Genomic DNA, 19,281 nt, shown 5'->3' on the forward strand with positions numbered 1-19,281 from the left:
CCCGCTCACGGGTCTCCTGGTCGAACTTCCGTGGTGCTCCCATATCCGTATTCTCCTGGTGAGATCACGGTCTCCACCAGACCCAGGACGGTTCACAACCAGCGGGCGGTGGTTTCGACAGGCTTAACCAGCGGGGGTGGTTTCGACAAGCTCAACCAGCGGGGCGCTCAACCAGCGGGTGGGGGTTTCGACAGGCTCAACCAGCGGGGAACCGGCGGGTGGGGGCGCTCAACCGGCGGGGGTCGCTCGGGCGGCGTGGTACTCGTCGATCGCCGCGGCGACCTGTGGGCGGATCGCACAGTCGGGGGCGTGATCGTTCACCAAACCGGCCGCCTGCATCATGGCGAACATCGTCGTGGGACCGACGAAACGCCAGCCGCGCTTCTTCAGATCTTTGGACAGTGCAACCGATTCCGGTGATGTCGTCATACTTCCCGGCACATGGTCGGGTGCGGGCGCGTAACGCCAGAAGTAGTCTTCCAGCGAACCCTCGGCGTCGACGAGGTCGACGGCTCGGCGGGCGTTGTTGATGGTGGCCTCGATCTTCCCGCGATGCCGGATGATCCCGGCGTCGCCGAGCAGTCGTTCGACGTCACGCTCACTGAAGCGAGCCACCTTCTCGATGTCGAAGCCGTGGAACGCAGCGCGGAAGTTGTCGCGCTTGTTCAAAATGGTCCGCCAACTGAGTCCGGACTGAAACCCTTCCAGACACACACGTTCGAACAGAGCGATGTCGCCGGTGAGGGGGAATCCCCATTCCGTGTCGTGGTAGGTGGTTTCCGGTTCCACTGCGGCCCACCGACAACGCCTGACGCCGTCGTCGCCGACAACCACGTCCGACATTGCACCCTCCTCGATCTGTGCTTGCACGGTATCGCGCGAGTCCGACACCCGAGACCGCGGCATACCCGACGACGGTGATCGACCACTCCGTAGGATGAGTGCCGTGACCTCCGAGAAGCCGTTCGACGCCGCCACCGACGCGAAGTATGTGCAACTCACCACCTTCCGCAAAGACGGTACGCCGGTGGCATCGCCGCTGTGGGCGGCCGTCGACGGCAACCGACTGCTCATGTGGACCGTCACCGACTCGTGGAAGGTCAAACGCATCCGCCGCAACCCGCGCGTGATCGTGCAGGCGTGCGATGCACGAGGCACCAAGGTCGACGGCGCGGCAGTGGACGGCACTGCGGAGATACTCGACGCCGACGGCACCGCGCATGTGCGCGATGTGATCGCCAAGAAATACGGCGTCCTCGGTTGGGTGGCGATCAAGGGCAGCCTGCTGCGGCGCGGTAAATCCGGCACCGTGGGCATCGCCATCAGCCCCGCTGCCGATCAGGATTAGAGGCTGGCGCGTCGACGCGTCGGTATGCTCGCTGGGATCTGCGCGTAACACTGCGACCAGATCATTTCATGCTCGACGGGTGTGATCTGACCGGCGTCGAGCGCTTTGTCAGCGTCGCGAAGACGTTGGGCGAGAACACAGATGAGGCGGCGCCTGGTTATCGCAGTGGTGTCGGCGCCATGTCCGGTCCACGATTCGAGCACGTGTATTCGGGTGCGGCAGGCATGCGTTCGACGGCCCACCCCGAACACCGCGACGGCCCCCGCTATGGCCCCGACGGCCACCCCGGCGGCGGCATGGACATCGCACACACTCGTCGCGTACAGCGATGCACACACCGCTATCAGCACGACGGCCGGCAGCCATCGCCACAGTCGTAGCCACCTGCGCTGCTGCGAGTTGGTGCCGGGTGGGTAGATCGCGATGCGGTGGCACACCCAATGCCGCGCATACCCCACCTGCACATAACCCCATCGAGCCTCGCCTGACACCGCCTGTTGAGGCTGCACTGCATCATCCATGCATATCGGTCTAAGCGCGCCGGTCGTCGGCAACAAGAATGCTGACGGCTTCTGAACGCCGCGACGGTGAATCTTGACGCCTTGTTGACGTCGGAGGCCGGAGATTGGCACTCGTTGTGTGACGTCTGTTCACCACAGTTCACTTCGGTTCACCTGTGGGACGAGTTATCCACAGGAATCCTGACCTGCAAGAACACCCTTGTCATCGAACACGTGTGCGAGTACCGTGATCGGTATGACCGAGTTGAGGGACCACCTTTCACTGACCGCCGTGGCCGAGGTGCTTCGCGCACTGACCGTCGCCGACGATGCGACCGGACGCCAGGTGTACGACGCCGTTGAGGTGTTGATCGCGCTCCGTAACCTTGTCGATCACCAGCTGGCGGTACACGTGGCCTCCCTCGACCGGCTCGGCGTGGCCAAGGCGCATGGCCGCTGCACCCGCGAACTGTTGATCGTGATGGGATTGGCACCGGTGGTGGCCCAGCGACTGCTGCGCATCGCTGCTGTACAGGACTCGGCCGGTGCCCTGATGGGGCATGCCGCCGACGGCGCGATTTCGGCCGAACACGTCGACGCCATTGTGCGCGGGGTTCGTCATGTCGACCAACGCATACCGCAAACCCTCGATGCGGAGGCGCGTAAGGGCGTAGTGAATGATCTTCTCGCCCAACATTTCTCCGGTGCCACCCCCGCAGAGATCGCCGACCGCGCCCATACGCTGGGCAATGAGCTCGCCGCCGACTCCGACGACGGGCTACCTGCGGCCGAGAACAGGGCCATCAACACGCTCACCTTGACCAGGCAGGAGGGTCGGGTGCAGATCCGCGGCGACCTCGACACCGTCGTCGGCGAGAAATTGTGGACCGCGGTCGACGCCCACGCCACGCCTCGCCCGCAGCCCGACGGGTCCCGCGACCCGCGCTCGCCCGACCGGCGTCGCGCCGACGCACTGGAAACGATCCTGGATCTCGCCGCTACAGGTGGTTCGGGTGGAGTGATGGTGGCGGGCGCGCCGCGCACCCAGATCGCGTTGACGCTGCCCGCCGATACCCCCGCCCTGTCGTCGTTGCAGTTCCTCGGGTCGGTCACCGAGAGCACCGCCAAGAAACTCGGCTGCGATGCCTCGATCACCGTGATGATCGTCGACGGTGAACAAGTACCGCTGGCGGTCGGTCGGGAGAAACGCCTGTTCACCGCGTCGCAGCGGAAAGCGTTGGTGTGCCGGGACAAGGGCTGCATCAAATGTGGCGCACCGGCGTCGTGGACGCAGGCCCACCACATCGTGCATTGGGCCGACGGCGGTGACACAGACGTCGACAACGGATGCCTTTTGTGCCCGTCGTGCCACGACGACATCCACCACGGCGGCTGGGAGATCGTCATGGGATTCGACCACCACCCCTGGTTGCGCCCGCCGGCCGCCGTGGATCCCCGCCGCGACCTCATTCCCGCCTACCACCGACGCCGCATGCACATCGCCGACCTACCCGCCGCCGCCTGACCCCACACAGCTTTCGCGGAGCACCTTCGTGCACCCGACCGCTCGGGACCGCACACGTTGTTTGACAACTCCATAGTGTGAGCGCGCCCGTGCGGTCCACCGCCAAGGCGCCGTCAACAATCCGAGTGGCCACGTATGGATCTCGTTAAGAGGTCTTCTCGCGGCTCTCCGGTGGGTCGCATGATGTGGTGCGCCGATCGCGATCCCTGCTGATCGGCCTTGACGACGAGGAGTTGAGAAGTGGGCGACGTCCTGTACGTGCTCGCCGTGATCATCGGCTTCGCGGTGTGCGTCCTGGTGGTCCGGGGCGTGGACGCGAGGTGTGGTCGATGAGTGCTGACGCAGTGGTGAACGTGATCCTGCTTGTGCTCGCGGCCGGGGTCGCGGTGTACCTCATGGTTGCGCTGATCCGTCCGGAGAAGTTCTGATGTTGGAGAGGATGTCCTGAGTGACTTCATCATTGGCGGCCACCGCGCAAGTGGCGATGGTGGTGGTGGTTCTGGCGGTGGCCTACGTCCCGTTGGGGGACTACATGGCCAGGGTGTACCGCAGCGATCGTGATCTCGCTGCAGAACGGGTGCTGTACCGGTTCGCGCGGATCGATCCGCGTCGAGAACAGACGTGGCTCGGCTATGCACTGGCGGTACTTGCCTTTTCGTTCGTGTCGGTCATGGTGCTGTACCTGCTGCAGCGGATTCAGGGAGTCCTGCCGTGGTCGGACGGCAGGCCGGGTGTCAATCCGGCCACCGCGTTCAACACCGCGGTGTCGTTCGTCACCAACACCAATTGGCAGTCGTATTCGCCCGAGATGGTGATGAGCAACCTCACTCAGATGATGGGGTTGGCGGTGCAGAACTTTGTCTCGGCGGCGGTGGGCATGGCAGTGGCCGTGGCCCTCATCCGTGGAATCGTTAATCGGCGAGGCAACGGCCAGATAGGGAACTTCTGGGTCGATCTGACACGCGGCTGTGTGCGAATCCTGTTGCCGCTGAGCCTGTTGGCAGCGCTCATTCTGCTCACGCAGGGCGTTGTGCAGTCGTGGCACAGCGGGTTCGGCTTCTCGACCTTGAATGGCGATCAAGCGCGCAGCGTGGTGGGACCCTTCGCGTCCCAAGAGGCGATCAAGGAGCTCGGCACCAATGGTGGCGGCACCTTGTCGGCGAACTCCGCTCATCCCTTCTCCAATCCGACGCCGCTGAGCAACATCGTGGAGATCACTGCGCTGCTGCTGATTCCGGTGTGCCTCACCCGTACCTACGGCACCCTCGTGGGAGATCGTCGGCAAGGAGTGACACTGCTCGGTGTCATGGCCGCGATCTGGGGCTCGGTGCTCGCCATCACCTGGTGGTTCGAGGCGCACACCAACGGGATCGCAGCGCAGGCAGCGGGCGCCATGATGGAGGGCAAAGAGCAGCGATTCGGCATTCCGGCCTCGGTGCTGTTCGCGGTGTCGACCACCGGAACATCCACGGGTGCGGTTGATTCCGCCCATGACAGTTTCTCCGCCGGCGGCGGTGGAGCACTGATCTGGAACATGCTGCTCGGTGAGATCGCGCCCGGTGGTGTGGGTTCCGGACTCTACGGCATCCTCATGCTCGCCGTCGTGACCGTGTTCGTCGGCGGACTGCTGGTGGGACGCTCACCGGAGTTTCTCGGCAAGAAGATCGGGCAGCAGGAGATCACCATGGCTGCGCTGTACGTGCTGGTGATGCCTGCCCTGGTTCTCATCGGTGCCGGCATCAGCGTTGCCCTCGGTTCCACTCTCGACGCCCAGGGCAACAGTGGCGCGCCGGGGACCCCGGGATCGATCCACGGCTTTTCCGAGGTGCTCTACGCGTACACCTCGGCCGCCAACAACAACGGCAGCGCCTTCGGCGGACTCACCGTCACCTCCGACTGGTTCCAGTTGTCGCTGGGAGTGGCGATGCTGCTCGGGCGTTTGCTCCCGATCGTGTTCGTGCTGGCACTCGCCGGACTGCTCGCGCGGCAACGACCACGTGGTGCCGGCCGTGTGGCGGTCGCAGGCAACGAGCCGGAACTCGTTGCGGCTGGGGTCTCGACAAGCTCGACCGGTGGGGAGGGCTCGACCGGTGGGGAGGGCTCGACCGGCGGGGAGGGCTCGACCGGCGCGGGCACCACGACGGTCGCCGTGTCCGAGGCCGACGCATCCACACTGCCCACCCACGGCGTCCTGTTCGGCACGCTTCTTCTCGGGACGATCCTGCTCGTCGCCGGGCTCACCTTCTTCCCGGCCATGGCGCTGGGACCCATCGCGGAGGCTCTTCTGTGAGTGTCAATACCATCGACCACCAACCCACACAGTCGGTTTCGCAGCCGGAACACGACGAGGCGCATGACCTGGTATCGCGTGGCTCCTTCGACCCGCGGCAACTGCTCACCGCGGTGCCGCAGGCAGTACGGAAGCTGACACCGCGTGCGCAAGCGCGCAACCCGGTCATGTTCGTCGTGTACCTGGGTTCGGTCGTCACCACCGTGCTGGCGATCTGGCAGCCGTCATGGTTCGCGTGGCTCATCGCGGCCTGGCTGTGGTTCACCGTACTTTTCGCCAACCTCGCCGAGGCCGTCGCCGAGGGCCGTGGCCGCGCACAGGCCGACAGCCTGCGAAAAGTGAAGCGCGACACCATGGCCCGTCGTCAAACGGACGGGGGTTCGGTCGAACAGGTGCCCGGTGCCGAACTGAAGGTCGGCGACCTCATCGTGGTGGAGGCAGGCGAAGTGATCGCGGGCGACGGCGACGTCGTCGACGGCATCGCCACCGTGGACGAGTCGGCCATCACCGGTGAATCCGCCCCGGTGGTACGCGAATCCGGGGGCGACCGCTGCGCGGTGACCGGCGGAACCGTCGTGCTCTCCGACCGGATCGTCGTCAAGATCACGGCGGCACCCGGGGAAACCTTCGTCGACCGGATGATCTCCCTCGTCGAAGGTGCGGCTCGCAAGAAGACTCCCAACGAGATCGCCCTCGACATCCTGCTGGCAAGCCTCACCGTGATCTTTCTGCTCGCCGTGGTGGCGGTGGGTCCGATGCAGCAGTACGCAGGCCAGTCACCGGACCCGATCAAGCTGATCGCACTTCTGGTCTGCCTGATCCCCACCACCATCGGCGCGCTGCTCAGTTCGATCGGCATCGCGGGAATGGATCGGCTGGTGCAGCGCAACGTGCTGGCCATGTCGGGGCGGGCGGTGGAGGCCGCCGGCGACATCGACACACTGCTGCTGGACAAGACGGGCACCATCACCTTCGGCAACCGGCGCGCCACCGAGATCTATCCGGCCCCCGGCACATCGACCGCGGAGCTCGCGGAGGTGGCCTACCGCTGCAGCCTGGCCGACGACACTCCCGAAGGTCGCAGCATCGTTGACCTGTGCCTCGGCGACCACGACGTGACGCCCGTCGCGGCCGCACGCGGAAATGGGCCGCAACCCGATCACGAGGTGGTGCCGTTCACCGCCGAGACACGGATGAGTGGAGTGGACCTGTATCCGTCCGGCGGGGGAGTGGTCCGTTACCGGAAGGGCGCGGCCGATGCGGTGGCCCGATGGGTGAACGGACTCGACGGAACCATCCCGCCGCAGGTGACCGATCGGGTGGCCGACATCTCGACGGCAGGTGCCACTCCTCTGGTCGTCGCCGTGTACGACGAGAGCGAGGGCGTAGCGCCACGAATCCTCGGGGTCATCCAGCTCTCCGACGTGGTGAAACCGGGGATGGCCGACCGGTTCGCACAGCTGCGGCAGATGGGTATCCGTACCGTCATGGTGACCGGGGACAACCCGCTGACGGCACGGGCGATCGCCGACGAGGCCGGCGTGGACGACTTCGTCGCCGAGGCGACGCCCGAGGACAAACTGACCCTGATCCGGGCCGAGCAGTCCGGCGGGCGGCTGGTGGCCATGACCGGCGACGGCACCAACGACGCTCCGGCCCTCGCGCAGGCCGACGTCGGGGTGGCGATGAACTCGGGGACCTCGGCGGCCAAGGAGGCCGGCAACATGGTGGACCTCGACTCGGATCCGACGAAACTGATCGACGTGGTGGCCATCGGCAAGCAACTGCTGATCACCCGCGGTGCGCTGACCACCTTCTCGCTGGCCAACGACCTCGCGAAGTACTTCGCGATCCTGCCCGCGATGTTCGTGTCCATCTACCCGCAACTCGACGCCCTGAACATCATGCGCCTGCATTCCGCGCAGTCGGCGATCGTCTCGGCGGTGGTGTTCAACGCCCTCATCATCATCGCGTTGATCCCGTTGTCGCTGCGCGGGGTGCGATACCGGCCGAGTTCGGCGTCACGCCTGCTGGGCCGCAACCTGCTCGTCTACGGCGTCGGCGGTGTGGTGACCCCGTTCATCGGTATCTGGCTCATCGACCTCGTCGTCCGCTTCATCCCGGGAATGGGGTAATCACATGAACACGATCGTCTCCGGATTCGCGCGGCAGTGCGCCGCAGCCTTGGCGGTCCTCGTCGCACTCACCGTCGTGCTCGGTGTCGCCTACCCCGCCGTGGTGTGGGCGGCGTCCCGATTCGACAGCCACTCCGCAGAAGGGTCGCAGGTCACCGACGCGCGCGGCTGCGGCGCGGGTTCCACGTTGATCGGCCTGGACCCGCACACTGCCGCAGGTGAGCCCGACTCGTTCCTGCATGCACGCGTGCTGGGGTCGGCCGACGATCCGATGGCGCCCGGCGACCCGTCCGCCTCGGCCGCCAGCAACCAGGGACCCAACAGCGAATTGCTGGCGCACAACGTCGAGGCACGTCGGGCCATCATCGCGGCCCGCGAGAACGTGGCTCCCGCCGCGGTGCCCGTGGACGCCGTCACCGGGTCCGGGTCGGGCCTGGACCCGCAGATCAGCCCCGCGTACGCGGCCATCCAGATCCCCCGGATCGCACGCAACAGTGGACGCACCGAAGCGCAGATCCGGGCCGTGATCGACGAGCACACCGAAGGCCGGCAATGGGGATTCCTCGGTCAGCCTCGGGTGGACGTGCTCGCCGTCAACCTGGCTCTGGGCCACACCGTGTGTCGATAGACTCGGCTGCATGGGCTCGGATACGGACACCCGGGGAAGGCTGGAGGTCTTCCTCGGGTGCGCGCCCGGAGTGGGTAAGACCTACGAAATGCTTTCGCAGGCAAGGGGTCTGATCGATGAGGGCGTCGATGTGGTGATTGCCGTCGTGGAATCGCACGGGCGTTCGGCCACTGCCGCGCTGACCGACGGAATCGAGCAGGTTCCCCGTCGACCCGTCGAGTACCGGGGCGCTGTGCTCGAAGAGATGGATCTCGACGCCGTCCTGGCGCGTCGGCCACGCGTCGCCCTGGTGGACGAGCTCGCGCACACCAACGCGCCCGGGTCGCGGAATGGCAAGCGCTGGCAGGACATCGAGGATCTGCGTGATGCCGGTATCGACGTGCTGACGACGGTGAACATCCAGCACCTCGAGAGCCTCAACGACGTCGTCGCACAGATCACCGGGGTGATCCAGCGCGAGACCGTGCCGGATTCGGTGGTCCGCGCAGCAGACCAGATCGAACTCGTGGACATCGATCCGCAGGCGCTGCGCCAACGTCTCAGTGCCGGCAAGGTGTACCCGACGGGGCGCATCGACGGCGCGCTGAGCAACTACTTCCGGCAAGGCAACCTCACCGCGCTTCGTGAGCTGGCTCTGCTCTGGCTCGCCGACCGCGTCGACGACACGCTGGCCGACTACCGCGCCACACACGCGATCACCGAGACGTGGGAAGCACGTGAACGGGTGGTGGTGGCGATCACCGGTGGACCGGAGTCGGCGACCCTGATGCGACGCGCGAGCCGGATAGCGTCGCGGTCGAGTGCCGAACTCGTGGTGGTGCACGTGGTCCGCGGCGACGGGCTGGCCGGCGACCCCGCAGCCGACATGCCCCGACTACATGACCTGGCAGCAGGATTCGGCGCTCGTATCCACACCGTGGTCGGCGACGACATCCCGTCGACGCTGCTCGATTTCGCCCGCGGCGTCAACGCCACCCAACTGGTGCTCGGAACATCCCGCCGCCCGAGATGGCAGCGACTCTTCGACGAAGGGGTCGGCGCCGCGGTGGTCAGCCGCAGCGGCAAGATCGACGTCCATATGGTGACGCACGAGGAGACGCGGCGACGCAACCGCCTCGACATCCGCGACACGCGTTTTCATCGGCCGCTGAGTTGGGTGGCGGCCGTCGTGGTGCCGGTGGTGATGACCAGTGTGTTGGCCCTGTTGGACCGGTGGCTCGGGTTCGCGTCGGAGACCGCGCTCTACTTCGTCACGGTGCTGGCGGTGTCGCTACTCGGTGGCGTGGGGCCCGCCGCGCTGTCGGCATTGGTGAGCGGACTGCTGCTCAACTACTTCTTCACCGACCCACGATTCACCTTCACGATCGCCGAACCCGACAACCTCATCACCCTCCTGGTGATGTTCGTCATCGCGATAGCGGTTGCCGCGCTGGTTGATTCGGCATCCAACCGGCGACGGCAGGCGCGGCTGGCCACCCGCGACGCAGAGCTGCTGGCGCTGTTCTCCGACACCGTGCTCGGCGGCGCCGACGTCGCCGGACTCCTCGACCGCGTGTGTGAGACCTACGACCAGACGGCGGTCTCGATTGTGCAGCGCGCCAAGGGTTCTGCTCCGCAGCTGGCGGCGTCGGTGGGCGACGATCCGCCGGTGCGAGCCGATGGTGCCGACACCGTCTGCCCGATACCGGGCGGAGAGTACGAACTGCTGTTGCGCGGACCGAAACTCGGCGGGCGTGACCGTCGCGTGCTGACGTCGGTGGCGATGCAGGCCGCGGGTGCGGTGCAGCGGCAACGGCTCGAACGTGAGGCGGCAGATGCGCGGGCGCTCGCGAAGACCGATGAGATGCGGCGAGCGTTGCTCTCGGCGGTGAGTCATGACCTGCGCACCCCGCTCGCCGGCGCCAAGGCCGCGGTGTCGAGTCTGCGCAGCGACGAGGTGACGTTTGGGCCCGAAGACACCGCGGAACTGCTCGCCACCATTGAGGAGTCGATCGATCAGCTCTCCGCGCTGGTCGGCAACCTCCTGGATTCGTCGCGGCTGGCCGCCGGTGCCGTGCGGCCGCGACTGGCGCGGACCTATCTGGTGGAGGTGGCGCACCGCGCCACCGCGGCGGTGACCCGGCTGGAGGCCACCGCACCCGAGGTCACATTCGTCTTCGACGAGATGTGGGCGTTCACCGACGGGGGGCTGCTCGAACGGGTGCTGGCCAACCTCATCGACAACGCGATCCACCACGGCGGCGGCCGCGTCGAGGTGCACGTGGCACGCGATGCGTCCGATGTCGAGGATCAACGTTGCGTGATCCGGGTGATCGATCACGGCGCGGGCATTCCCGTCGAGCGCCGGGCGGAGGTGTTCGGCGCCTTTGTCCAGGGTGGTGACCGCAACGGGTCCGATGGTGGTGTGGGCCTGGGGCTTTCGGTTGCGGCGGGCTTCGTGTCCGCGCTCGGCGGGGCCCTCGGCGTCGAGGAGACCTCGGGGGGTGGCACCACGATGGTGATCTCGCTGCCCATGGAGCCATCGCCGGACTCTGTGGCGCTGCTTGACTCGAGGTCGGAGACGGTGCACGGCGAGGTGGCACCGTGAGCGACAAAACGCGGGTACTGGTCGTCGACGACGAACCACAATTGTTACGTGCGTTGCGGATCAATCTCGCCGCCCGTGGTTTTGCGGTGACGACGGCGTCGACCGGAGCGGGCGCCCTGATGGCCGCCGCCAAGGAGAATCCGCAGGTGGTGGTGCTCGACCTGGGCCTGCCGGACATCGACGGTTTCACCGTGCTGGAGGGACTGCGCGGCTGGACGAACGTGCCGGTCATCGTGCTGTCGGCGCGTGGGGAGTCGGTGGACAAGGTGGCCGCCCTCGACGCGGGCGCCGACGACTACGTGACCAAACCCTTTGGCATGGACGAGTTCATCGCGCGCCTGCGGGCGGCGGTCCGACGAGGTGTGGCCGCGCCCGACGCGCTCGAGGCGCCGATGGTGGACGCCGGGGCGTTCCGCGTCGATCTGAGCACCAAGCAGGTCACTCGCCACGGCACACCGGTGCACCTGACACCCACCGAGTGGGGAATCCTTGAATTGCTGGTACGCAATGAGGGAAAGCTGGTGGCGCAGCGCGATATTCTCGCCGCGGTGTGGGGTCCCACGTACCTCAACCAAACCAATTATCTCCGTGTGTATCTGGCGAGTTTGCGGCGCAAACTCGAAGACGACCCGGCCCATCCGGAGCATCTGCTCACCGAGGCGGGTATGGGATATCGCTTCGTGCGTACCTGACCGCGGTCGAGCGGAGTCGCTCACCAGGAAAGTTGCCTACTGCAAGCAACAGCGGTAGTTTCGACCGTTGTTGACAAGTAAACCGAGGTCGGCGTCGGTGCCGACCTCGGAGTCAGTTACGGAACTGCGGTAGGCGGTATCGCCTGTCAGGTACGACACCGGTGTGTCGCGCCGCAGTGCCAGACGTCGAGCGAACGTCGAAGATCCCAAGGGTGGTTGAACACCGCAGGCGTATCCGGGTTCACCAGATTTCCCTGAACGAGGCATGAAGCACACGACTGTCGTGACCACGGCATGCAGTGCCTTCTTATCCGACCGTTCACTGAGAGGTAGACATGGGTGAAACTCCGGATTCCGGTACGCCGGACCGAATGCAGGACGACATTTCGACCACAGATGATTCGTTGCTGCGCAAGGCGATTGCGGCGTCCGCGATCGGCAATGCGACGGAGTGGTACGACTACGGCGTCTACGCTGCCACCGCCACATATCTCACCAACGCATTCTTTCCCGGTGAACTCGGCAGTCTGGGAACAATGCTGGGATTCGCCATCTCGTTCATCCTCCGCCCCGTCGGAGGCTTCATCTGGGGTCCGATCGGTGACCGGATCGGCCGCAGATCCGTGCTGGCTCTGACGATCGTGCTGATTGCGGGTGCAACCGCACTGATCGGCGTACTCCCCACCCACGCAGTGGCAGGGGCCTGGGCTCCGGTACTCCTGATCCTGTTGCGCGTTGTCCAGGGCTTCTCGACGGGTGGGGAGTACGGCGGCGCGGCCACCTTCATGGCCGAGCACGCCCCCGACAACAAGCGCGGAAAGTACGGCAGCTTCCTCGAATTCGGCACGCTGGCCGGATTCGTCATGGGATCTGCCATTGTTTTGGGCCTCGACCTGCTGCTTTCCGACGAAGCCATGCAGACGTGGGGTTGGCGATTGCCCTTCTTCGTCGCACTGCCCCTCGGCCTTGTGGGGTTGTACCTCAGGACGCAGGTCGGCGAGTCGCCGGTATTCGAGGAACTCGAGGACGAACACAAACTCGAGAAGTCGCCGGGACAGGAGATCATCGATCTGGTCCGCGAGTACTGGCAGCCGGTGCTGATCATGTTCGGCATGGTCATCGCACTCAACGTGGTGAATTACACGCTGCTGGCCTATCAGCCGACGTATCTCGAGTCCACCATCGGCATGAGTACGGACACCTCGACTGCGGTGATCCTCATCGGCGAGTTGGTGATGATGCTGGTGATCCCGTTCTTCGGTGCGCTGTCGGATCGCACCGGGCGAAAACCACTGTGGTGGGTGTCGCTCATCGGCCTCTTCGTGCTGGCGCTGCCGATGTACTGGATGATGGGTCAGGGATTCGCCCTCGCGATCATCGGGTTCGTCGTCCTGGGCCTGTTCTACATTCCGCAGCTGGCGACGATTTCGGCGACGTTTCCCGCGATGTTCCCGACGCAGGTTCGGTATGCGGGCTTCGCGATCTCCTACAACGTGGCCACCGCCGCATTCGGCGGTACGGCTCCGCTGGTCAACGACGCGGTGGTCAAGGCCAGTGGTTGGAACCTGTTTCCCGCGTTGTACATGATGATCGCCTGCGCCATCGGCATGGTGGCGTTGGTGTTCCTGAAAGAAACCGCTGGAGTGTCGATCCGCGGGACCGGTGTGCCGAGCAAGGAGCGTGATCTCGAGATGGCGCGCGCAGCCTAGGGCACGCTCGACTCGGTTGTGGGCACGCTCGACTCGGTTGTGGGCACGCTCGACTCGGTTGTGGGCACAGTCGACCGGGTTATGGGCACGCTCGACGGTCAGCCGAGCAGGCGCAACGCCATGTGGGTGTAGGCACGGGCGGCGGTCACCAGGTCGGCGATGGCCACCGACTCGTCGGGTTGGTGCGCGTCGGCGTTGATGTCGCCCGGGCCCAGCACGATCGCGGGCACACCGAGATCGCGACTGATGAACCCACCGTCGCATGCGGCTGTCCAACCTCCCACCGAGACGGGCTGATCGAGCGCGGCCAGCGCGTCGGAGGCGGTGGTGACCAGCGAATGTGCTGCGGCGGTGGAGAATCCGGGCATCTCCATGGTGACGCGCACCTGCACTCCGATGCCGTCGGAGTCGATGTCGGCCGCCGAGATTCTCTCACGCAGGTCGTCGGCGATCCGATGAGCGCTCTCGGTCGGTAGCAAACGGCGGTCGATACCCAGTGAGCACATCGGTGCCACCACCGAGATCCCTTGTCCGCCAATGATTGTGCCCACATTCCAGGTTCCGGTACCGAGGAGGGGATCCGGGGCGAGATCGAGACGAGCCTGGTCGGCGCGGATCAGTTCGATGATCGCGGCAGCAGCCATGATCGCGCTGCGCCCGTCGGACGGTCGTCCGGAATGCGCTGCGCGGCCGGTGATGTCGATCTCCAGATACGATGCGCCACGGCAGCCGCGGACAACCTGGAGGTTGGTGGGTTCGGCGACGACGCAGCCGAGGAACTCTGTGTCGATCGGGCCGCCGATGAGATCGCGAACGCCGGAGCCGTGTTCTTCCTCGTCGACCGTGCACACCAGTTGCACAGGCCCCGACAGTCCACCCGGCGCCGACGCGAGCGCCGACATCGCGGCGACGACCGCGGCCAGCCCACCCTTCATATCGGTGGCGCCGCGACCGTAGAGTCGGCCGTCGGCGCGTCGCACCCGGTAGGGGTCGCCGGTCCAGCCCGGTCCGGCGGGCACCACGTCGGAGTGACCGAGGAACATCAGGCCGGGGCCATCGCCGCCGGGCAGTGTGGCCGTCAGGTTCGGCCGTCCGGGCGCGACCTCCCATGTGGTGACCACGAACCCGGCTTCGCGGCAGGCCTCCTCGAGCACCGACACGGCGGCGGCCTCGGTGCCGCCGGGATTCTCGCTCGGGGCCTCGATCAGCGACGTGGTGAGCGCCGTTATCTCCTCGGCCGAGATGTGCGCGAATGCCGGGGTGGTCACCCTGACATCTTTGCGCAGCTCTCCGCGAGGCGCCGAACGCCCTCGTCGATCCGGTCGGGGGTGCTCGAGGCAAAGCACAACCGCATGGCGTTGCGGAAGCGGCCGGTGGGCGAGAGCGCAGACCCGGGGATGAACGCGACACCGTCGGCGAGCGCCACGTCGAACAATTCACGGGTGTCGATGCCGGCGAGGTCGCCGTCGAGCGTCACCCAGAGGAAGAAGCCGCCCTCGGGGTCGGTGGCACGCACCTGATCGCCGAAGTGGCGGGCAAGTGCGTCGCGCATCGCTTGCTTGCGTGTGCGGTAGAGCGTCCGCAGACCGCGCAGGTGCTCATCGAGGCCGCCGCGGGAGATGTACTCGGCGACGATGTGCTGGTTGGGGACGTTGGTGCAGGTGTCCATCGCCTGTTTGCCGTTGATCAGCAGCTGTCGCAACGAGGGGTCGGCGTCGACCCAGCCGACCCGCCATCCCGGTGCCAGGATCTTGGAGAACGTGCGCACCGAGAAGACCAGCGGATCGGCCGGGCTCAGTGTCTGGAAGGTGGGGATGTCGGCGCCGGCGAATCGCAGGAGACCGTAGGGGTCGTCGTCGATGATGACCGAGCCCCACTGGTGGGCGAGCCGCAGTAGTTCGCGGCGCCGTTCCTCGCTGAGGGTGACGCCGGACGGGTTCTGGAAGGTCGGGATGGTGTAGATCGCCTTCGGGGTGCGGCGGGCGCGGGTGACGAGTTGTTCGAGGGTGTCGACCTGCATGCCGTCCTCGTCGACGGGGACCTCGAGGAGTTGCGCGCCGTAGGACAGCGCCGTGGCGCTGCCATTGGTGTAGGTGGGGGATTCGACCACGACGAGGTCGCCCGGGTCGATGAAGAGCTTGCCGGCGAGGTCGAGTCCCTGCATGCCGCCGGTGGTGATCACCAGGCGGTCGTGGGTCGAGGGGTCGGGGGTGGTGGCCAGGTAGTCCACGAGCAGTTGCAGCAGGCGCGGTTCACCCTCGGTGGCGCCGTAGGTGAACGACGAATTGTCGAGGATTTCGCCGGCGATCCGGCGGAACTCGTCGGCCGGTACCGCCTCGTCGGCAGGCGATCCCATTGCGAAACGCACGATGTCGTGTGTCTGCGACGCGAGCAGCGACGTCGATGAGTCGATCATCGAGCCGACGAGATCCTTGGCTCGCCCGGCGAGCGGCAAAGTGGGCGCGCCGCGGCGCAGGTCGTGCAGGGACTCATGGGTGTCGGCGGTCATCGTCGGCTCACTTCCGGATCAGGTCACGCGGGAAGGTGGTGAAGGTCTCCACCCCGCTGGGGCTGACGCGCACCGACTCCGAGAGTTCGAAGCCGTAGTCGTCCATCCACATACCGCAGATGATGTGAAAGGTCATGTTGGTCTCCAGGATCGTTTCGTCCTCGGTGCGGACACTGATGGTGCGTTCGCCCCAGTCGGGTGGATAACCGATTCCGATGGAATAGCCGAGCCGGGAAGGCTTTTCGAGACCGTACTTTGCCAGCGTCCAATTCCAGGTGGAGGCGAGTTCGCGGGTGGCCACACCGGGGCGGATCGCGCTGAGCACGTTGTCGAGTCCTTCGGCGGTGGCCTTCGCGACATAGTCGAGATCCTTGGTCGGGGTACCGAGCGCGACGGTGCGGGCCAGTGGTGTGTGGTACCGATTGTGTGCTCCCGCCAACTCCACCACCACCGCCTCGCCGTCGGCGAAAGTGCCCTGATGCCAGGTGAGATGCGGGGTATCGGCGGCGGCGCCGGTGGGCAGCAGCGGCACGATCGCGGGATAGTCGCCCCCGAACTCGTCGGTTCCGGTGATCTGTGCCATCGAGATCGCTGCAGCGGCATCGCATTGCCGCACACCGACATCGATGGTGTCGACGGCTGCTCGCATCGCTTCGGAGCACACCATGCCGGCCTGTCGCATGAGTTGGATCTCGGCGTCGGATTTCACCGACCGCACCCAGTTGACCAGTTCGAAGTTGTCGACGAGCTTCCACTCCGGGATGGCGTTGAACAATGCGCGATATGCCTTGGGGGAGAAGAAATGCGAGTCCATCTCCAACCCCACCGACCCGGCCCGTGAGGCGGGTGCGATGAGATGACGTTGTCGCAGGGCCCACGCCACCCAGTCGAAGGGATGTACATGCGGTCGGTGGACGTAGTTCTCCGGGTAGCCGACGATCTGCTCGGCCGGAAGCCACGAGGTGCGTTGCGCCCCATGGGCATCCATCTCACGAGCGAAGAACACCATGTGACCCTCGATGGGCACGAACAGCATCTGCGGGGTGTAGAACGACCACGCGTTGTACCCGATCAGGTAGAAGATGTTCGCCGGATCGGTGACGATGATCGCCGAAAGTCCCTGCAGGTCCATCCTTTCGCGAACACGGGTGAGCCGCTGTTGGTATTCGCTGTCGGTGAACAGTTGCGCGCCGAGATACACCTACCGTCTCCTCGCCTGGGGGTTTCGGGCGGATGTCACCATCGGCGGGAGGCGGGAAGAGGATCGGCGACGGTCACGTGTCCACCGTGGGGGCGGATGGTCGGATTGTCAATCGGGCGGGGTTGTGGGCACAGTCGACGGGAGTCTGGGCACGCTCGACGTGGATGTGGGCACGCTCGACGGAAGTCTGGGCACGCTCGACTGGGTTGTGGGCACGCTCGAGGGGTTACCGTGGGCGTCATGTTCCCCGACGACGCGGCGCCCGATCTGCCCGTGCTGGTGCTGCTCGAGTCGCCCGGGGCTCCGCCGCCGTACAACCTCGCCGAGATCGAGACGCTTGCCCGGGTGCGGCGGGCCACGGCCGCCGACCTGCCGGCGGCGTTACCGGGCGCCGACATCCTGATCCTCTGGGACTTCTTCTCCCGGGCACTGCGCGACAACTGGGGCCCGACCACGCAGACGCTTCGCTGGGTGCATGTGTGCGCCGCCGGGGTGGATGCACTGCTGTTCGACGAACTGGCCGAATCCGACGTGGTGGTCACCAACGCGCGCGGCGTCTTCGACGTCCCGATCGCCGAGTTCGTGCTGGCATCGATCCTCGCCCGGGACAAGAAGCTGGCCGACTCCCGACGTTCACAGGCGGTACGCGAGTGGCGCCACCGGGAGACCATCCGCACGCAGCACACCTCGGCCCTGGTGATCGGGACCGGGGGCATCGGGCGGGCGATCGCGCGGATACTGCGGGCGGTGGGAATCCGGGTCACCGGCGTCGGCCGTGTGGCCCGTGAACACGATCCCGACTTCGGCACCGTTCATCCGAGCGCCGATCTCGCGGCGCACGTGGGCCGGTTCGACAACATCGTCGCGGCAGCCCCCTTGACGGCGCAGACCGACGGGCTGATCGACGCGACGGTGCTGGCCGCGATGGCACCGCACGCCCACCTGATCAACGTCGGCCGCGGTCGCCTCGTCGACGAGAACGCGCTGGTCGATGCGCTCCGGAGCGGTCGCGTCGGCCACGCCTCGCTCGACGTGTTCGCCACCGAACCACTCGCCGCCGACAGCCCGCTCTGGGGCCTGGACAACGTCGCGATCTCCGCGCACATGAGCGGCGACGTGGTGGGCTGGCGCGACGAACTGGCCGACCAGCTGCTCGGCAACCTGCGCATTTACCGGCGCACTCCACCCGGGGATCTGCCCGCGGCACTGCACAACGTGGTGGACAAACGACGCGGCTATGTCGTGCAGAGCACACCGTGAGTGCCCTGAAGTAGGCTGTAGCGCGATGACCATCGTCTATTTCGTGATCGCAGCCCTCGCGCTCGCCGGCGCGGTGGCCCTCCTGTGGCTCGATCGTAAGCGTTCCTCCGAGCAACGGCACCAGCGCGCGGTGTGGGGCGACACCCACGATTTCAAGTTCCGCAGCTCGGACACCAAGCTGCGCAAGGCCTTTCACCGCGCGACGATGAATGTTCCGGAGAGCGTCGAGGCGCGCGATGTGGCATACGGGCATTTCGGCGGGGCCGAGGCGGTGGTGTTCGACCTCGCAGAGACGGGCACCGTGATCGCGGTACGGCGTTCGTCGCCGTCGAAGGTCATCGTCGATCTGCGCCACGAGGACGTCCTGGCACCCGCGGAGGATGACGTGGAGTTGCTCGGCGCGATGGGGCCGCGCGTCATGTTCTCGAACAACCTCGACGTGGCACGTCGGGTCTGCGACCGACGGATGGTGGCCCTGGCCAACAACGCGCCCGCCTACATTGAAGTGCTGTGGAACGAGGGCAACTGGGCGCTCGGCTCGATGCCGCTGACCGAGGACCCCACCGAACTCGACACCGGCCTGGAAGTGGTGCGACGGTTCGCCGACCTGCTACGGGTGTTGCCGCCGGTCCGTGACCCGCAGGATTCGCCCGACCCGCGTGACCCGCACGGCCCGATCCGCGCCGAGCTGGCCGACGAGAAGACCGAATCGATGCGCGACAAGAACCGCCGCGCCGCGCGTGCCGAGGCACCTGCACGCGACAGCAGCCCGCGTGAAACCACTTCGACCGGACGCGGGATGAGTCCGATGCCGGTGCGTCGCGGCTCGCGAACCTCGCCGCCGGACGAGACCCAGCCGCCCGAGCGACCCAACCGCCACCGCCGCGACTAGTCACG

At 66.3% G+C, this 19,281-nt stretch carries 16 protein-coding genes; 11 read left to right on the forward strand and 5 right to left on the reverse strand.

What is annotated here, in order from left to right; all coding sequences use genetic code 11:
- Positions 1-228: 228 nt before the first annotated feature.
- Entirely contained in the window at positions 229-843 is a 615-nt protein-coding gene (locus ACWDSI_RS09160; RefSeq protein ID WP_449756343.1) for a DNA-3-methyladenine glycosylase I, read from the reverse strand.
- A gap of 94 nt (positions 844-937) precedes the next feature.
- Here ACWDSI_RS09160 and ACWDSI_RS09165 point away from each other — a divergent pair, with 94 nt between their 5' ends.
- Positions 938-1,348 carry a PPOX class F420-dependent oxidoreductase gene (locus ACWDSI_RS09165; protein WP_449756344.1) on the forward strand — a complete coding sequence of 137 codons (411 nt, stop codon included), beginning with the start codon at positions 938-940 and terminating at the stop codon, positions 1,346-1,348.
- Here the strand turns inward: ACWDSI_RS09165 and ACWDSI_RS09170 are convergent.
- Positions 1,345-1,869, reverse strand: coding sequence for a DUF6611 family protein (locus tag ACWDSI_RS09170; RefSeq protein ID WP_449756345.1), 525 nt, complete (start codon positions 1,867-1,869; stop codon positions 1,345-1,347). The genes ACWDSI_RS09165 and ACWDSI_RS09170 overlap by 4 nt on opposite strands.
- A gap of 235 nt (positions 1,870-2,104) precedes the next feature.
- Here ACWDSI_RS09170 and ACWDSI_RS09175 point away from each other — a divergent pair, with 235 nt between their 5' ends.
- The 8 genes from ACWDSI_RS09175 to ACWDSI_RS09210 all read left to right on the forward strand — a co-directional run bounded on the left by ACWDSI_RS09175 (position 2,105) and on the right by ACWDSI_RS09210 (position 13,414).
- Positions 2,105-3,373 (forward strand): DUF222 domain-containing protein, encoded by a 1,269-nt coding sequence (locus tag ACWDSI_RS09175; protein ID WP_449756346.1) that lies wholly within the window; start codon positions 2,105-2,107, stop codon positions 3,371-3,373.
- A gap of 329 nt (positions 3,374-3,702) precedes the next feature.
- Positions 3,703-3,801: a K(+)-transporting ATPase subunit F gene (gene kdpF / locus ACWDSI_RS09180; protein WP_449746777.1), complete on the forward strand. Its 99-nt coding sequence runs from the start codon at positions 3,703-3,705 to the stop codon at positions 3,799-3,801.
- A 56-nt stretch (positions 3,802-3,857) separates the two neighbouring features.
- The gene (kdpA, locus tag ACWDSI_RS09185) at positions 3,858-5,663 is read left to right on the forward strand and encodes a potassium-transporting ATPase subunit KdpA (protein ID WP_449756488.1); all 1,806 of its coding nucleotides are present in this window, start codon (positions 3,858-3,860) and stop codon (positions 5,661-5,663) included.
- The gene (gene kdpB, locus ACWDSI_RS09190; RefSeq protein WP_449756347.1) at positions 5,660-7,798 is read left to right on the forward strand and encodes a potassium-transporting ATPase subunit KdpB; all 2,139 of its coding nucleotides are present in this window, start codon (positions 5,660-5,662) and stop codon (positions 7,796-7,798) included. Before kdpA ends, kdpB begins: the two co-directional genes overlap by 4 nt.
- Positions 7,799-7,802: 4 nt before the next feature.
- A complete protein-coding gene (locus ACWDSI_RS09195; RefSeq protein WP_449756348.1) occupies positions 7,803-8,426 on the forward strand; it encodes a potassium-transporting ATPase subunit C in 624 nt (207 codons plus the stop codon).
- Positions 8,427-8,436: 10 nt separating this feature from the next.
- Complete coding sequence (locus tag ACWDSI_RS09200) at positions 8,437-11,013, forward strand: DUF4118 domain-containing protein (RefSeq protein WP_449756349.1); 2,577 nt, start codon at positions 8,437-8,439, stop codon at positions 11,011-11,013.
- Positions 11,010-11,705: a response regulator gene (locus tag ACWDSI_RS09205; RefSeq protein WP_449756350.1), complete on the forward strand. Its 696-nt coding sequence runs from the start codon at positions 11,010-11,012 to the stop codon at positions 11,703-11,705. Before ACWDSI_RS09200 ends, ACWDSI_RS09205 begins: the two co-directional genes overlap by 4 nt.
- Before the next feature lie 371 nt (positions 11,706-12,076).
- Positions 12,077-13,414, forward strand: a complete 1,338-nt coding sequence (locus ACWDSI_RS09210) for an MFS transporter (RefSeq protein WP_449756351.1) — start codon at positions 12,077-12,079, stop codon at positions 13,412-13,414.
- A 98-nt stretch (positions 13,415-13,512) separates the two neighbouring features.
- Here the strand turns inward: ACWDSI_RS09210 and ACWDSI_RS09215 are convergent, their stop codons facing one another.
- From ACWDSI_RS09215 to ACWDSI_RS09225, 3 genes are read right to left on the reverse strand one after another with little or no spacing between them, the layout of a single operon-like run.
- Complete coding sequence (locus ACWDSI_RS09215) at positions 13,513-14,682, reverse strand: M20 family metallopeptidase (protein ID WP_449756352.1); 1,170 nt, start codon at positions 14,680-14,682, stop codon at positions 13,513-13,515.
- Complete coding sequence (locus ACWDSI_RS09220) at positions 14,679-15,923, reverse strand: aminotransferase-like domain-containing protein (RefSeq protein ID WP_449746783.1); 1,245 nt, start codon at positions 15,921-15,923, stop codon at positions 14,679-14,681. The genes ACWDSI_RS09215 and ACWDSI_RS09220 overlap by 4 nt, the downstream gene beginning before the upstream one ends.
- A 7-nt stretch (positions 15,924-15,930) precedes the next feature.
- Positions 15,931-17,124, reverse strand: a complete 1,194-nt coding sequence (locus ACWDSI_RS09225; RefSeq protein ID WP_449756353.1) for a M24 family metallopeptidase — start codon at positions 17,122-17,124, stop codon at positions 15,931-15,933.
- Positions 17,125-17,364: 240 nt separating this feature from the next.
- On the opposite strand from ACWDSI_RS09225, the gene ACWDSI_RS09230 reads away from it, so the two are divergent.
- Positions 17,365-18,384 carry a D-2-hydroxyacid dehydrogenase gene (locus ACWDSI_RS09230; RefSeq protein ID WP_449756354.1) on the forward strand — a complete coding sequence of 340 codons (1,020 nt, stop codon included), beginning with the start codon at positions 17,365-17,367 and terminating at the stop codon, positions 18,382-18,384.
- A gap of 25 nt (positions 18,385-18,409) precedes the next feature.
- Positions 18,410-19,276 (forward strand): hypothetical protein, encoded by an 867-nt coding sequence (locus ACWDSI_RS09235; protein ID WP_449746786.1) that lies wholly within the window; start codon positions 18,410-18,412, stop codon positions 19,274-19,276.
- Positions 19,277-19,281 lie beyond the last annotated feature (5 nt).

The organism is Gordonia sp. NPDC003429 (assembly GCF_053588575.1).

Coding starts and splice junctions, on each gene's coding strand:
- ACWDSI_RS09160 (WP_449756343.1), bottom strand. CDS start 843: ATGTCGGACGTGGTTGTCGGCGACGACGGCGTCAGGCGTTGTCGGTGG.
- ACWDSI_RS09165 (WP_449756344.1), top strand. CDS start 938: ATGAGTGCCGTGACCTCCGAGAAGCCGTTCGACGCCGCCACCGACGCG.
- ACWDSI_RS09170 (WP_449756345.1), bottom strand. CDS start 1,869: ATGGATGATGCAGTGCAGCCTCAACAGGCGGTGTCAGGCGAGGCTCGA.
- ACWDSI_RS09175 (WP_449756346.1), top strand. CDS start 2,105: ATGACCGAGTTGAGGGACCACCTTTCACTGACCGCCGTGGCCGAGGTG.
- kdpF (WP_449746777.1), top strand. CDS start 3,703: ATGAGTGCTGACGCAGTGGTGAACGTGATCCTGCTTGTGCTCGCGGCC.
- kdpA (WP_449756488.1), top strand. CDS start 3,858: ATGGTGGTGGTGGTTCTGGCGGTGGCCTACGTCCCGTTGGGGGACTAC.
- ACWDSI_RS09195 (WP_449756348.1), top strand. CDS start 7,803: ATGAACACGATCGTCTCCGGATTCGCGCGGCAGTGCGCCGCAGCCTTG.
- ACWDSI_RS09200 (WP_449756349.1), top strand. CDS start 8,437: ATGGGCTCGGATACGGACACCCGGGGAAGGCTGGAGGTCTTCCTCGGG.
- ACWDSI_RS09210 (WP_449756351.1), top strand. CDS start 12,077: ATGCAGGACGACATTTCGACCACAGATGATTCGTTGCTGCGCAAGGCG.
- ACWDSI_RS09220 (WP_449746783.1), bottom strand. CDS start 15,923: ATGACCGCCGACACCCATGAGTCCCTGCACGACCTGCGCCGCGGCGCG.
- ACWDSI_RS09230 (WP_449756354.1), top strand. CDS start 17,365: ATGTTCCCCGACGACGCGGCGCCCGATCTGCCCGTGCTGGTGCTGCTC.
- ACWDSI_RS09235 (WP_449746786.1), top strand. CDS start 18,410: ATGACCATCGTCTATTTCGTGATCGCAGCCCTCGCGCTCGCCGGCGCG.